11 protein-coding genes, 1 tRNA gene, 2 rRNA genes and 1 riboswitch are annotated in these 14,405 nt (G+C 29.1%); of the genes, 5 read left to right on the top strand and 9 right to left on the bottom strand.

Annotation, left to right across the window (positions count from 1 at the left end; translation table 11 throughout):
* Nucleotides 1–480 precede the first annotated feature (480 nt).
* From panB to ACYUDJ_RS07190, 4 genes are all read left to right on the top strand, one after another.
* Nucleotides 481–1,308, top strand: coding sequence for a 3-methyl-2-oxobutanoate hydroxymethyltransferase (panB, locus tag ACYUDJ_RS07205; protein WP_043031214.1), 828 nt, complete (start codon nucleotides 481–483; stop codon nucleotides 1,306–1,308).
* Nucleotides 1,309–1,546: 238 nt separating this feature from the next.
* Nucleotides 1,547–2,392: a pantoate--beta-alanine ligase gene (gene panC, locus ACYUDJ_RS07200; RefSeq protein ID WP_043031213.1), complete on the top strand. Its 846-nt coding sequence runs from the start codon at nucleotides 1,547–1,549 to the stop codon at nucleotides 2,390–2,392.
* Nucleotides 2,393–2,523: 131 nt separating this feature from the next.
* Nucleotides 2,524–2,907: an aspartate 1-decarboxylase gene (gene panD / locus ACYUDJ_RS07195; RefSeq protein ID WP_003488274.1), complete on the top strand. Its 384-nt coding sequence runs from the start codon at nucleotides 2,524–2,526 to the stop codon at nucleotides 2,905–2,907.
* A gap of 88 nt (nucleotides 2,908–2,995) precedes the next feature.
* The gene (locus tag ACYUDJ_RS07190) at nucleotides 2,996–3,211 is read left to right on the top strand and encodes a DUF378 domain-containing protein (RefSeq protein WP_003488273.1); all 216 of its coding nucleotides are present in this window, start codon (nucleotides 2,996–2,998) and stop codon (nucleotides 3,209–3,211) included.
* Between the two features lie 26 nt (nucleotides 3,212–3,237).
* On the opposite strand, the gene ACYUDJ_RS07185 is transcribed toward ACYUDJ_RS07190, so the two are convergent.
* The 6 genes from ACYUDJ_RS07185 to ACYUDJ_RS07160 all read right to left on the bottom strand — a co-directional run bounded on the left by ACYUDJ_RS07185 (nucleotide 3,238) and on the right by ACYUDJ_RS07160 (nucleotide 12,575).
* Complete coding sequence (locus ACYUDJ_RS07185; RefSeq protein WP_003488272.1) at nucleotides 3,238–5,007, bottom strand: Na+/H+ antiporter NhaC family protein; 1,770 nt, start codon at nucleotides 5,005–5,007, stop codon at nucleotides 3,238–3,240.
* A gap of 161 nt (nucleotides 5,008–5,168) precedes the next feature.
* Nucleotides 5,169–5,343: riboswitch (Lysine riboswitch) on the bottom strand.
* 189 nt (nucleotides 5,344–5,532) lie between these two features.
* Nucleotides 5,533–6,315, bottom strand: coding sequence for an amino acid ABC transporter ATP-binding protein (locus ACYUDJ_RS07180; RefSeq protein WP_043031211.1), 783 nt, complete (start codon nucleotides 6,313–6,315; stop codon nucleotides 5,533–5,535).
* 416 nt (nucleotides 6,316–6,731) lie between these two features.
* Complete coding sequence (locus ACYUDJ_RS07175; protein ID WP_003488270.1) at nucleotides 6,732–7,730, bottom strand: isocitrate/isopropylmalate dehydrogenase family protein; 999 nt, start codon at nucleotides 7,728–7,730, stop codon at nucleotides 6,732–6,734.
* 201 nt (nucleotides 7,731–7,931) lie between these two features.
* Nucleotides 7,932–9,857, bottom strand: coding sequence for an aconitate hydratase (locus ACYUDJ_RS07170; protein ID WP_043031210.1), 1,926 nt, complete (start codon nucleotides 9,855–9,857; stop codon nucleotides 7,932–7,934).
* A 145-nt stretch (nucleotides 9,858–10,002) separates the two neighbouring features.
* Nucleotides 10,003–11,364 carry a beta/alpha barrel domain-containing protein gene (locus ACYUDJ_RS07165; protein WP_003488268.1) on the bottom strand — a complete coding sequence of 454 codons (1,362 nt, stop codon included), beginning with the start codon at nucleotides 11,362–11,364 and terminating at the stop codon, nucleotides 10,003–10,005.
* Between the two features lie 485 nt (nucleotides 11,365–11,849).
* Nucleotides 11,850–12,575, bottom strand: coding sequence for a lysophospholipid acyltransferase family protein (locus ACYUDJ_RS07160; protein ID WP_003488267.1), 726 nt, complete (start codon nucleotides 12,573–12,575; stop codon nucleotides 11,850–11,852).
* A gap of 137 nt (nucleotides 12,576–12,712) precedes the next feature.
* Here ACYUDJ_RS07160 and ACYUDJ_RS07155 point away from each other — a divergent pair, with 137 nt between their 5' ends.
* A complete protein-coding gene (locus ACYUDJ_RS07155; protein ID WP_042386074.1) occupies nucleotides 12,713–13,576 on the top strand; it encodes a ComEC/Rec2 family competence protein in 864 nt (287 codons plus the stop codon).
* A 352-nt stretch (nucleotides 13,577–13,928) separates the two neighbouring features.
* On the opposite strand, the gene ACYUDJ_RS07150 is transcribed toward ACYUDJ_RS07155, so the two are convergent.
* The 3 genes from ACYUDJ_RS07150 to ACYUDJ_RS07140 form a co-directional block, all read right to left on the bottom strand.
* Nucleotides 13,929–14,003, bottom strand: a tRNA-Asn gene (locus tag ACYUDJ_RS07150).
* A gap of 8 nt (nucleotides 14,004–14,011) precedes the next feature.
* Nucleotides 14,012–14,128 (bottom strand): 5S ribosomal RNA (gene rrf / locus ACYUDJ_RS07145).
* Nucleotides 14,129–14,258: 130 nt separating this feature from the next.
* Nucleotides 14,259–14,405 (bottom strand): 23S ribosomal RNA (locus ACYUDJ_RS07140); the annotation flags it as partial.

The following is a 14,405-nucleotide window of genomic DNA, read 5'->3' as shown; positions in this document are numbered from 1 at the left end:
CCTATAATGTAGAAAATTTTTAATAGAACTAAGTTTAGAACTTTTTGGCAAAATGAGTCGCTTTATAAGTATATTATATATATTTGTGGTGTTAAAATTAAATCTATTATATTTATTATCATTATTATTTATGCTAAAATAAATTTGGGTAGTATCCAATATGGAACTGCACCTGATTGTTTTTATTTTTAAATTTGTATAAAAACTGCTCACATCAATAAAATTAAGACAAACTATTATCTTAATGTCTTAAATTATAATACTAATGCAACTGTATTTGAAAATTTTTTCTCAAAACAGTATGTCTATTTCCATTTTTTTCTATTGGTATATACTTTAAATATCCTTATTTAAAGTACTTTGTCTAATTGTCTAATCTTTTTATAAAAACAATTCGGATGCACATTGGTATTCTATCTATCCTAATAAATTCTTACAAAATTATTTACAATATAATATTAATATTTTAGGAGGGATACGATGCGTAATACTGTATCAACTTTTCAAGAATTAAAAAACAAAGGTGAAAAAATAACTATGTTAACTGCCTATGATTATTCTATGGCAAAACTTATAGACTCCTCTGGAATTAACGGAATACTAGTTGGAGACTCCTTAGGAATGGTGTGTCTAGGATACGAAAATACACTTAGTGTAACTATGGAGGATATGCTTCACCATACCAGAGCAGTTGTAAGAGGAGCCTCTAATGCTTTAGTTGTGGGAGACATGCCTTTTATGTCTTACCAAGCTTCTACTTATGATGCGGTGTATAATGCAGGAAGATTTATAAAAGAAGCTGGCGCTCACGCTGTAAAATTAGAGGGTGGTGCCACTGTAGCTGAAGAAGTTAAAGCTATAGTTAAAGCCCAAATTCCTGTAATGGGACACATAGGTTTAACCCCTCAATCTGTAAATATGTTTGGAGGATTTAAAGTTCAAGGGAAAAATGAAAAAATAGCAAAAAAACTAATAGAAGATGCTAAAATTTTAGAAGATGCAGGAGCTTTTTCTATAGTTTTAGAATGTATTCCAGAAAAATTATCAAAAATAATATCAGAATCCATATCTATCCCAACTATAGGCATAGGTGCAGGGAAATATTGCGATGGCCAAATTCTGGTTTATCAAGATATGCTTTCTATGTTTTCAGATTTTACACCTAAATTTGTTAAATCCTTTGGAAATATAGGGGAAGCTATAAAAAATGGTGTATCTCAATATATAGAAGAAGTTAAAGAAGTTGAATTTCCAGAAGAAAAACATACTTTTAAAATAGATGATGATGTAATAAATAAATTATATTAATAAAGAAACTAATAATTTATGTAATTGAAACTATATAAAAAAAACAATTTAAACTTCAATTACAACCATATAAAAAAATCTATATAGTAAAACAACTTAATTTCAATTGTATAAAAAATCTATATAAAAATAATTCAATTACAACTGTATAGAAATAAATTTTAAAATAATAAACGTTATTAAATACTTATTTAATAACTAAAGGGAGGGTAAAAGCTGATTATATCAGCTAAACAATATGAATATAGTTCACACAATAAAAGATGTTAAAGAAATTATAAAAAAATGGAAAGACGAAAATTTATCTATAGGTTATGTACCTACTATGGGCTATTTACATGAAGGTCATGCCTCTCTTATAAAAAAAGCTAGAGAAGAAAATGATAAAATTATAGTTTCAATTTTTGTAAATCCAATTCAATTTGGACCAAAGGAGGATTATTCTACTTATCCTAGAGATTTAACCAACGATTCATCCTTATGTGACGAATTTGGAGCAGATTTAATTTTTAATCCTGAAGCTTCAGAAATGTATCCTAATAAAATATATAGCCATGTAAATGTGGATACACTTACAGAAAATTTATGTGGAGAAAAAAGGCCTGGCCACTTTCAAGGGGTATGCACAGTTTTAACAAAATTTTTTAATATAATAACCCCTACAAGAGCTTATTTTGGTGAAAAAGACGCTCAGCAATTGGCTGTAGTAAAAAAAATGGTTCAAGATTTAAATTTTCCTATAGAAATAATAGGTTGTCCTATAATTAGAGAGTCTGATGGTTTAGCTAAAAGTTCAAGAAATGCTTACTTAAATATAAAAGAAAGAAAATCTGCCTTAGTATTAAATAAAAGTCTAAAAGAAGCCTTAAATGCATTAGAATCTGGTGAAACAAAATCAAATACTATAAAAAATATTATGGTAAACAGGCTAAATAAAGAACCTCTAGCAAAAATAGATTATGTAAGTATAGTAGATAGCGATAACTTACAACCTGTTGAAGAAATAAAATCTTCAATATTAGTAGCTCTAGCAGTTTATATAGGTAAAACAAGACTTATAGATAATTTTACTTTTGTAAAATAATTTTATCATGGTTTTAGGATAAAATTCACGGTGAAATATAAACTATGTTTATTATATATAATAACAACTAATATATAACCCATATAGTACATGTTGTGCTACTCAAGATATTATAAGTGAGGTATAAATAAATGACAATAACTATGTTAAAATCAAAAATTCATAGAGCTACTATAACAGAAGCTAATCTTAACTATGTAGGAAGCATAACTATAGATAAAAATCTAATGGATAAAGCTAATATTTTAGAATATGAAAAAGTTCAAATAGTAGATATAGATAATGGAAGTAGGTTTGAAACCTATGTAATAGCTGGTAAAAAAAATAGTGGTGTAATCTGTTTAAATGGAGCCGCTGCACGTATGGTTCAAAAAGGCGACAAAATTATAATAATGAGTTACTGTGATTTAACTATAGATGAAGCTAAAAAATTTAATCCTACAGTATTATTTGTAGATAATACAAATATCATAGAAAAACTAACTAATTATGAAAGACATGGTGAAATAATATAATTATTTTTTATTAATGTTTTTCTAATACTTATATTTTATTAAATTTTGGAAATACTAATATTGTAGAACTAATAAAGGAGATGTAAATATGAGAACATTAGATATTATTTCACTTACATTAGTAATAATTGGCGCTATAAACTGGGGACTTATTGGTTTTTTTAGATTTGATTTAGTTGCGGCTTTATTTGGAGATATGTCTGCATTTACAAGAGTTATATATGCTCTTGTAGGAATAGCAGGTTTATATGCAATCTCATTCTATGGTAGGGACAGAAACGAAGAACCTAGAGAAGAAAAATAAGGAAAGTGCTTAGCACTTTCCTTATTTTATGCATTCATTTCTAATGTCTCTTCTTTTAAACTTTCTTCCTCTACTATATCATTTGGTTTACCTACAAATCTAATTACTACTGCAACTAATCCTATTGATAATGGTAAAACTATATATATTGGTAACCCTAATCCTGCTGGAATGTATCCGAATAATATTGTACATGCTGCTATAGTTAAAGCATATACCATTTGAGTTGATGTATGATCCAAATGATCACAAGCAGATCCCATAGAAGACATTATAGTTGTATCTGATATTGGAGAGCAATGATCTCCAAATATTGCTCCAGTTAAAACCGCGCTTACATTTATTACTACATAAGTTGGATCTGGTGATATGGCATAGGCTAATGGAATTGTTAAAGGCATCAATATACCCATTGTTCCATAAGCTGACCCTGTAGCAAAAGATATAACAGATCCAAATATGAATATTATGCTTGGTAATAAAAATTTTGGTATAGAGTTGGACAAAATTGAAACTAAAAAAGTAGCTGTTCCAAGTTCTTTTATAACTGCACTTAAAGACCAAGCAAGAAGTAATATAACTGCTGTTATAATTAAAGATTTCATTCCTGTAATCCAAACATCTATAGCTTCTCCCACTTTAAAAATCTTTTGTGATGCTCCCATTATTATTGCTACTATGCTTGCAAGTAATGCGGATTGGAATAAAACTACACTGGCATCTGATGCACTGAAGGTTTCTCTTAAAGCATCAAAGGATGCAGGTGATGTTTGTAGCATTTGTATTAAAGCCTTATCTTCTCCTCCCATTATAGCTTGATAACCATTATAATAAAAACCTGCAAAGGCTCCAATTATTAATATTCCTATTGGAATTATAGCATTCCAAATACTTAACTTTATTCCTTCTCTTGGTTCAAGTTCTGTAGTTTCATCAGAAACCATTGGTTTTGCTGTATCTGATAAAAGCTTACCTGTAGTTCTTGCTCTTCTTTCAGCTTTAAGCATTGGACCAAAGTCTCTTCCCATTAAAGCTATTAATACTATAAATACTAATATTAATATGTTATAAAATCTATAAGGTATAGTTGATAAAAACAATCCATATGCATTTACACTTTGGCCAATACTTGCATAAGCATCTTTTATTAAGCTTATTTCATACCCTATCCATGTAGATATAACTGCTATACCAGCTATTGGTGCTGCTGTACCATCTATTATAAAGGCTAATTTTTCCCTTGATATTTTCATTTTATCTGCAACAGGCCTCATGATAGGTCCTACTATAAGAGCATTAGCATAATCATCAAAGAAAACTAATAAACCTAAAAACCAAGTTATAATTTGAGCACTCTTTGGAGTTTTAGCTTTTTTAGCTAAGGATTCCGCAACAGCTTTAGCCCCACCCATTTTAGAAATTACTGCTATAAGTCCACCTATAACCATACATTGAAGTATTATTCCTGCATTCCAAGGATCTGCAAGAGAATTTAATATTCTATTTATTAAATCTAAAAAAGCTTTGAAAATAGCACCGAAAATATTGTTTCCATTTAGCTGTAATAAAAAGCTTCCACTAAAAACACCTAGTGCTAAAGAAATAACTACATTTTTCGTAATAAAGGCTAATACAATAGCTATTACTGGCGGTAAAATAGTCCATATTCCCAATCTGCTAGCATTTTGTGCTACAACTTTTGGGTCTAAGTCTGCTGCTAATACTGACATGTTACTAAATAATAAAATCATTAAAACAAATGAAAAAGTTAATAATATTCCCCTATTTTTTTTCATAAAAATCTCCTCCTCTATTTATAAATTTCAAGCCCTATAAGCTTTAAAATTTAAGTGAATATGGGGAGGAAAACCATCATCAAAAACAAAAAAGCCTTAAGCTTTACACTCAAGGCATATAGACGTACTTGTGCGCACATAAATAAAACAGTACGAATACTTTGAATGATAGCTCTCCACAAAATAAATTTGTGACAGTGTTACACATATTCTATGTAACCCCAGCATACAACCTTAAAGCCTCAATTGTATACTTCGGCGATATTCCCTTTCCTCTTACTTCATAGTGCTTATCTCTGTAAAAGTACTAATTAACACCGCACCTCTATCTACTTGTTATTCACTTTTAGTTAATTATAGTATTTATATCATATATAGTCAAGTTATTTTCTAAAGGATTTTAACACTTTCATAATATTATATAAATTTTTCTGTAAAAAATCCATTAAAAATTATTAAAATTAAAATTTTTAAAAAGTTTATATATTACTAAAAATATTTGATACCTTAAATTTTATTTTATTTCTATAGTACTTTTTTTAAAAATTCCTTAGTTCTTTCTTCTTTGGGCCATGTAAAAAATACCTGTGGACTAGCCTCTTCTACAAATTTACCTCCATCCATAAAAATAACTCTATCTGCAACTTCCTTGGCAAATCCCATTTCATGAGTTACAACTGCCATAGTTATACCTTCTTCTGCCAACTTTTTCATAACAGATAAAACTTCTCCTACTAGCTCTGGATCTAAGGCAGAAGTTGGTTCATCAAAAAGCATTATATCTGGATTCATAGCTAATGCCCTTGCTATGGCTACCCTTTGCTTTTGTCCTCCAGATAATTTACTAGGATAATAATCCATTTTATCCTCTAATCCAACCTTTTTAAGAAGATCTTTAGATCTTTCTAAAACTTCTTCTTTATTCTCCTTTTTAGAAACTAATGGCCCTATCATTACATTATCTAATGCAGTCATATGAGGAAATAAGTTAAAATTTTGAAATACCATTCCCATTTTAGAACATGCTTCTTTCATGGATTTTTTATCCTTGGAGTTTAAAATTTTTCCTTCTATTTCTATAATTCCACCATTTATTTCTTCTAAACCGTTTAAGCACCTTAAAAAAGTACTTTTTCCTGATCCAGAAGACCCTATTATTACTACCACTTCACCCTTTTTAACTTTCAAATTTAAATTTTCAAAAACTATTAACTCACCAAAAATTTTTTTAATATTTTTAGTTTCTATCATAACCTCTTCTTTATCTATCATCTTATTGTAGTTATCTATAATTAAGGATTTTTCCATCATTACTCCTCCAATGTATTTAATTTTTATCTTTGTAATTTTATCGCTTTATCTTAATACAGTAATAAATTCTATATTAATACTTTATCATATTAATTTGTTTTTGAAAATAATAAAATAATTTTTTATAAAAAAAGTTTTTCTTATAATCTTAAAATCATAAGAAAAACTTTAATATAATTGTAAAATATGACTTGAAAACTTATCCGATAACTAACCACTCTAATACTCCCATCTTCTTCAAAGTTGGAGTAAAGAGCGGCTACGTTTCTGGATAACCATTTTCTCCTAAGGAGTAAAACTCCTTAGAAGTCTGTTAATAAGCTTTAGAGGGAATAAAAACTCCCTCTAAAGACAAAAACTCTATTTATATATCTAATTAAAGGGTAATAGGGAATTAAAAATTATATATTAATTTAAAAATTTTCTATAATTGCCGCTGTAAATTCTTCTGTTGTAGAATTTCCGCCTAAATCCTCTGTAAGGTATTTTCCCTCTACAAATACTTTTTCTATAGCATTTTCTATTTTTTTAGCTTTTTCATTTTCTCCGATATACTTTAACATCATAGCACCACTTAGTATGCAAGCTGTTGGGTTAGCTTTATTTTTACCTGCAATATCAGGAGCAGCACCATGGGCAGCTTCAAATACAGCTCCTTTATGTCCTATATTAGCTCCTGGAAGTAATCCCAATCCACCAACTAAACCAGCTGCCATATCTGATAAAATATCACCATATAAATTAGGCATTACTAAAACATCATATTTTTCTGGATCTAAAACTAATTTCATAGCCATAGCATCTACTATTACATCTTCAAAATTTATATCCTTATTTCTACTAGCAACTTCCTTTGCACATTTTAAAAATAATCCATCTGATAATTTCATTATGTTAGCTTTATGCACTGCAGTTACCTTATTTCTATTTTCTTTTCTTGCTAGATTAAAAGCATAATCAACTATTCTATCACTAGCTTTTTTAGTAATTACCTTTATACTTTCTGCTATATCATCACCAATCATATGCTCAATACCTGCATATAAATCCTCTGTGTTTTCTCTTACAATTATTAAATCCACATTTTCATATCTAGATTTTATTCCTTTATAACTTTTTACAGGTCTTATATTTGCATATAAATTTAAACTTTTTCTTAAAGTAACATTTACACTTCTAAAGCCTTTTCCTACAGGAGTAGTTACAGGCCCTTTTAATGCTACTTTATTCTCCTTTATACTATCTAAAACATAGTCTGGAAGAGGGGTTCCATATTGGTCTAAAACTTTTTCTCCCGCCTCTACTACATGCCAATTAATATCTACTCCCACTGCATCTATAACTTTTCTTGCAGCTTCAGTTACTTCTGGACCTATACCATCTCCTGGTATTAAAGTTATATTGTGTTTCATCATATCCCTCCGAAAATCTATAAGTAGAATACTTTTAAGTATTTACTATATTTGTAAATTATCAATTTAATTTATAATTATAATATTTTTTATTATTTTTACTATTATTATATATAATATTCCCTATAAATTATATTTATTTAAACATGTTAATAATAATTTGTTACTATCCATATTTATTCTAATTCTAAATTTTTGTAGCTATTGTTGAGAACTTTTTATTAAATTTAATAATCCGCCCTTTAAAATCATCTTCTTTTGTCTATCTGTTGCTTCTAATAAAGTTTTATATTTTATGCCCTTAGTTTTATTTATTATATCTATTTTACCTATTTCCACTTGATTTAGTACATTTTCTATTACTAATTCATCCATTTCACCTATAGAATCATAATCTTCTTCTCTTTCAAAAACTAAAGGTAATATACCATTATTTATTAGATTTGCTTTATGAATTCTAGCAAAGGATTTTGCTAAAACTGCTTTTATACCTAAATAAACAGGGGCTAAGGCTGCATGTTCTCTACTAGAACCTTGTCCGTAATTTGTTCCTGCGACTATTATGCCTCCTCCATTTTCCTTAGCTTTTTCAGGGAATTTTTCATCACATGGAGTTAAGCAAAAGTTTGATAAATATGGTACATTAGATCTATAAGGTAAGAGTTTAGCATTAGATGGCATTATATGATCCGTTGTAATATTATCTTCTACCTTAGTTAATACCTTTCCAGTCACTAATTCTTTTAAAGCTTCTGATTTAGGAAAAGGCTTTATATTAGGACCTCTTTTAACTTTCACAGCTTTTCCATCTTTAGCTGGTGCTATTATTAAATTATCATTTATTAAAAATTTATTAGGCATTTTTATATCTTCAAAATCACTTAATTCTGTAGGATCTGTTATATGTCCTATTAAAGCTGAAACTGCTGCCACTTCTGGACTTACTAAATATACATTAGCGGATTTTGTTCCAGATCTCCCCTCAAAATTTCTATTAAAAGTTCTTAAGGATACACCTTCTGTACAAGGAGATTGGCCCATTCCTATACAAGGCCCACAGGCACATTCTAATATTCTTGCTCCTGACATAACTAAATCTGCTAAAGCTCCATTATTAGACATCATGTTTAGAACTTGTTTAGAACCTGGGGCTATAACTAAAGATACATTTTCTGATATAGTCTTTCCTTTTAGTATACTGGCTGTTCTTAACATATCTCTATAAGATGAATTTGTACAGCTACCTATAGCTACTTGATTAACTTTTATATTTCTAAGTTCTGATACAGGTACTATATTGTCAGGACTATGGGGACATGCAGCTAAAGGTTTTAACTCTGATAAATTTATTTCTAATTCTTCATCATAAACAGCATCCTCATCTGCTACTAAATACTTATAATCTTCTTCCCTTTCTTGAGCTTGTAAAAACTCCTTAGTAATTTCATCTGATGGAAAGATTGATGTAGTAGCTCCAAGTTCTGCTCCCATATTAGTTATAGTTGCTCTCTCTGGAACTGTAAGAGTTTTTACTCCTTCTCCTGTATATTCAAATATTTTTCCTACTCCACCCTTTACAGATAATCTTCTTAAAACTTCTAATATAACATCTTTAGCAGATACAAATGGTCTTAATTTTCCTATTAAATTTACCTTAACTACTTTAGGCATATTTATATAATATTCTCCACCTGCCATAGCTACTGCTACATCCAATCCACCAGCACCTATAGCTAACATTCCTATACCTCCTCCTGTTGGAGTATGGCTATCGGATCCTAATAAAGTTTCTCCTGGCACACCAAATCTTTCTAAATTAACTTGATGACATATTCCATTACCTGGTTTTGAAAAATAAATTCCATGTTTTTTAGCTACTGTTTGTATATATAGATGGTCATCCGCATTCTCTGGTCCAGTTTGTAACATATTATGATCTATATAAGCCACTGATCTTTTAGTCTTTACTCTATCTATACCTAAGGCTTCAAACTGAAGATAAGCCATAGTTCCTGTAGAATCCTGAGTTAAAGTATTATCTATTTTAATAGCAATTTCTTCTCCTTTAGTCATATTTCCTTTTACTAAATGGGATTTTATTATTTTTTCTGTTAATGTTAAACCCAACTGTTATTCCCCCAATCAATTTGTACTTTAATATTTATCTTTTGTTTTTTCTTACTAACCTTTGATTTATCCTAGTTTTTACTTTTCAGATACTGATCTTTCACCAATTTTAACTTTGGAATTTTGTAAAATTATATATTAATCACTAACTAGCTCTTTGAAATAAGTCTGGTATAAGCTGTTTTACTATAATTTCTAATTCATTATTTCCTATTATTGTTGTTCTACCATTTTCATATTGATTATCTACCCATTCTTTTATTGCCAGAATTCTTTCATCTTTTTTATCTATCTTATTTTCACCCTTTAATTTAAAGTAAGTGTTTATCCAAGCCGCAATACCAGCTAATCCTGAATATTGATTTACAGCAACCACAACTGGTCTGTCTAAAATCTTTTCTGTATTGAAAATATTATATATTTCCTCATTTTTTAATATACCATCTGCATGTATACCAGCCCTTGTAACATTAAACTCACTTCCTACAAAAGGTGTTCTTGGTGGTATATTATAATTCATTTCCTGTTGGAAATATTCTGCTATTTCATTTATGACATGTAAATTCATATTAGCGGTATTGCCTTTTAATTGTCCATATTCTATAATCATAGCCTCTAGTGGACAATTTCCTGTTCTTTCTCCTATACCTAAAAGAGAAGTGTTTACAGATGAGCAACCATAAAGCCATGATGTGGAAGCATTGGCTACTACACCATAAAAATCATTGTGTCCATGCCACTCTATTCTCTCTGAAGGAACATTACAACAATATCTAAGTCCATGAATAATTCCTTGAACACTTCTTGGTAGTGATGCTCCACTATAAGGAACCCCTAATCCTAAAGTATCGCAGGCTCTTATTTTAACAGGAATATTAGCTTTATTAGAAAGTTCCATTAATTTATTTACAAAAGGAACTACAAAACCATAAAAGTCTGCTCTTGTTATATCTTCTAAATGGCATCTTGGAACAATCCCATTAGCTAAAGCTTCTTCAGCAATTTCTAAATACATATTCATAGCCTTTTCCCTTGTTGTATTAAGTTTCTTAAATATATGATAATCTGAACAAGACATAAGCATGCCAGTTTCTTTTATTCCCATTTCTTTAACTAATTTAAAATCTTCTTTGCTTGCTCTTATCCATGAAGTAACTTCTGGGAACTTATAACCTCTATCTAAACATATTTCCGCTGCCTTTCTATCCTTCTCAGAATACAAGAAAAATTCTGTTTGTCTTATTATCCCAGATTCGTTATCTAATTTATGAAGATAGTCATATATTTTTACTATTTGTTCTGTAGTATATGGTGGCATCGATTGTTGTCCATCCCTAAATGTTGTATCAGTAATCCATATATCCTTTGGTAAATCCATTGGAACCTGTATATCATTGAATGTTACCTTTGGTATTTCATCATATGGAAATAAATCCTTATACAAATTAGCACTTGATATATTTTGAAGCACATGATTATATGAAGATTTAACTATTTTAACCATCATAATTCCCCCTAAATTTATTTATTGTTCTTACCCCACATTTTTTTCAAAAAACCGTATTATGCATTTTTTAATTTTTTTCCTTCATTTTTAGATAGTATTTAACTTTTATCCATCATATTATAATTGTTAAATATATTTAATATGTATTAATTTATATTACTGTTTAACTTGTATTTTAATATTATATATGCTTTATAATTGGTATTCTATCACCCTAATAAAAATTAATCAACTATCTTTTCGCTCTATTTTTGCAATTTTAAATAAATATATTGCAATTGTTTGCTTTTGCTTTAAAAATCATACAATTGATATTTTTTTTTATCATCTTGCATAGAACCTTGTTTATCTCAAAGAAAAATACTTAAAATAGACTAAATCTACTTTTTTTAACACATTAAATATAAAAAAATACACTTAATAAACATATGATATGATTTATTAAGTGTATTCTCTATATCGCCCAATCTGTTTTGGGATATCATTTATTGATTTCTTACTTTCTCTAATTCCTTTTGTATAATTTCTTTAATAGTCTCAGATAAATTATTTTGTTCTTCTTTAGAAAGTTCTTTAGGATATATCGGTGGACATACTATTAAATCTACATCTGCAGCTTTTATCTTTCCACCATTAGCTTCTCTCACCTTGTAGGTACCATTAATAGCTATAGGCACTATAGGTACTCCCGCTTTTATGCCTAATTTCATACTTCCCTTCTTAAATTCCCCTAAATTTTCTCCCCTACTTCTTGTACCTTCTGGAAATATCAACATACTATATCCATTTTTTAGATTTTCTACACCTTCATTTATTGTTTTTACTGCTGCTCTAACGTTTTGTCTATCCATAAAAACACATTTCATTTCTTTCATCCAATAAGTCAATATTCTAAGCTTTAGCATTTCTTTTTTAGCTACAAAACCTACATATCTATCTAAAGATGAAACTATAACAGGTACATCTAATAATCCTTGATGGTTTCCAACAAATAAACAAGGCCCATCAGGCACATTCTCTAATCCTTTTTTATTTATTCTTATGCCTATACCCTTAACTATGAAATTTGCCCACCCTAAAACACTTTTATTAATATACTTTTCTATTTCTTCTTTATTGCCTTTTCTCTTTAAATATTTTAATTTTATTATTCTTAAAAGAGATAGCATCATATAAAATGCAAAACCTAAATATAAAATAAATGATTTCATTATAAATTCTCTCCTTTTGTTATGTAACTTCACTTTACTATTATAATATATATAAAAAAACTTATCTACTTTTGGTTAATTTATGTTAGAATTAAATAATGTATACTTTATTTAACATAACACAGGGAGTTGAATTTATGAAACTTAAGAAAAAAAATTTAATAATAGCTTGTTTATTGATATGTTTATCAATTATATTTACGGCTTGTTCTCAGCAGTCCTCTAACGCTATTAATACTTCTAACAAATCTAATGAGTTAAAAGTTCATTATATAGATGTTGGACAAGGAGATAGTATTCTGGTTCAAACAAAGGACAAAAATATATTAATAGATGCTGGAACTCGTAAAAGTTCTGATAATCTAATAAATTATTTAAAAAAACAACATATAAAAAAGTTAGATTATGTAATAGCCACTCATCCTCATGAAGATCATATAGGTGGAATGCCAAAGGTTATTGATGAGTTTGAAATTAGTAACTTTTATGCTCCTAAAAAGACTGCCAATACTAAAATTTTCAAGGATATGATATTACAACTTAAAAAGAAAAATTTAAAAATCAATGTAGCTAAAAAAGGTATATCTTTAGATCTATCTAATGATAGCTCCTTAGATTTTTTAGCTCCAGTTAAAGATAATTATGAAAATACAAATGACTATTCTGCAGTAATAAAATTAACCCATGGAAATACAAAGTTCTTATTTACAGGGGATGCAGAAAAAACAAGTGAAAAAGATATTTTAAACTCAAATGTTGATCTATCTTCTAATATCCTTAAGGTTGGTCATCATGGTAGCCATTCTTCCTCCTCTAAAGAATTTTTAGATAAAGTTAACCCTAAAATGGCTATAATAAGTTGTGGTAAAAACAATGATTATGGGCATCCACACAAGGAAACTATGAAAGAATTGAAAAAAAGAAATATTGAAGTTTATAGAACAGATATAGATGGAAATATACTTTTAACAAGTGATGGAGAAAACATTAAAAAGAACTAGAAAATAGATTTAATTTTAATATAGCAAAAATAAAAAAATATATGAAATAAACATATGAAAGAGCTTTAGTAGTTCTTAATTTGGCGGAATTAAAAATTTACGTAATTCCTCACAGGACGTGAGGAGCCAGTAGTGAAGCCAAGGATGGCGCCTCTACTGGGTAGAAAATTTTTAATGTAGCCATATTTAGAACTACTTAGCAAAATGAATAGTTTATGAATGTATTTTTTATTTTTGCGGTATTAAAATTAAATCTATTTTAAGTTAAACTTTGATACGCAAATAAGGATATTGGAATAAAATATACCAACATCCTTTTTATATTCATATTATATTTATCAAAAAATAAAAATGGCTCCGCGAAAAGGATTCGAACCTTCAACCTATCGGTTAACAGCCGAGTGCTCCACCGTTGAGCTATCGCGGAATATTTTTATCTGGCAACGACTTACTCTTCCACAGGGCCTCCCCTGCAGTACCATCAGCGCTTTGAAGCTTAACCTTCGTGTTCGGCATGGGAACGGGTGTTACCTTCAAGCCATAATCACCAGATGCTGATTTACAGAAATCTTTGATTTCGTTTTAAATCAGTACTCCTCAGCCTTGCTGAGTGAGTTACCTTTTAAAAAGTTAATATCTTTTCTGAAAGAATGTTCTCTCAAAATTGCACAGTGAATTTTATTTGGTCAAGCCCTCGACTTATTAGTATCAGTCAACTTAACATGTTGCCATGCTTACATCTCTGACCTATCAACCTGGTGTTCTTCCAGGAGTCTTACTAGCTTACGCTATGGGAAATCTCATCTTGAGGTTGGCTTCACGCTTAGAT

Source organism: Clostridium sp. CTA-6 (genome assembly GCF_054768115.1).
Note: the sequence above shows the minus strand (reverse complement) of the source record. Positions and strands in the feature narration are given on the sequence as shown.

Bases quoted from the DNA above. Each gene is read 5' to 3' on its own strand.
- panB (WP_043031214.1), top strand. From the start codon at position 481: ATGCGTAATACTGTATCAACTTTTCAAGAATTAAAAAACAAAGGTGAA.
- panC (WP_043031213.1), top strand. From the start codon at position 1,547: ATGAATATAGTTCACACAATAAAAGATGTTAAAGAAATTATAAAAAAA.
- panD (WP_003488274.1), top strand. From the start codon at position 2,524: ATGACAATAACTATGTTAAAATCAAAAATTCATAGAGCTACTATAACA.
- ACYUDJ_RS07190 (WP_003488273.1), top strand. From the start codon at position 2,996: ATGAGAACATTAGATATTATTTCACTTACATTAGTAATAATTGGCGCT.
- ACYUDJ_RS07185 (WP_003488272.1), bottom strand. From the start codon at position 5,007: ATGAAAAAAAATAGGGGAATATTATTAACTTTTTCATTTGTTTTAATG.
- ACYUDJ_RS07180 (WP_043031211.1), bottom strand. From the start codon at position 6,315: ATGGAAAAATCCTTAATTATAGATAACTACAATAAGATGATAGATAAA.
- ACYUDJ_RS07175 (WP_003488270.1), bottom strand. From the start codon at position 7,730: ATGAAACACAATATAACTTTAATACCAGGAGATGGTATAGGTCCAGAA.
- ACYUDJ_RS07165 (WP_003488268.1), bottom strand. From the start codon at position 11,364: ATGATGGTTAAAATAGTTAAATCTTCATATAATCATGTGCTTCAAAAT.
- ACYUDJ_RS07160 (WP_003488267.1), bottom strand. From the start codon at position 12,575: ATGAAATCATTTATTTTATATTTAGGTTTTGCATTTTATATGATGCTA.
- ACYUDJ_RS07155 (WP_042386074.1), top strand. From the start codon at position 12,713: ATGAAACTTAAGAAAAAAAATTTAATAATAGCTTGTTTATTGATATGT.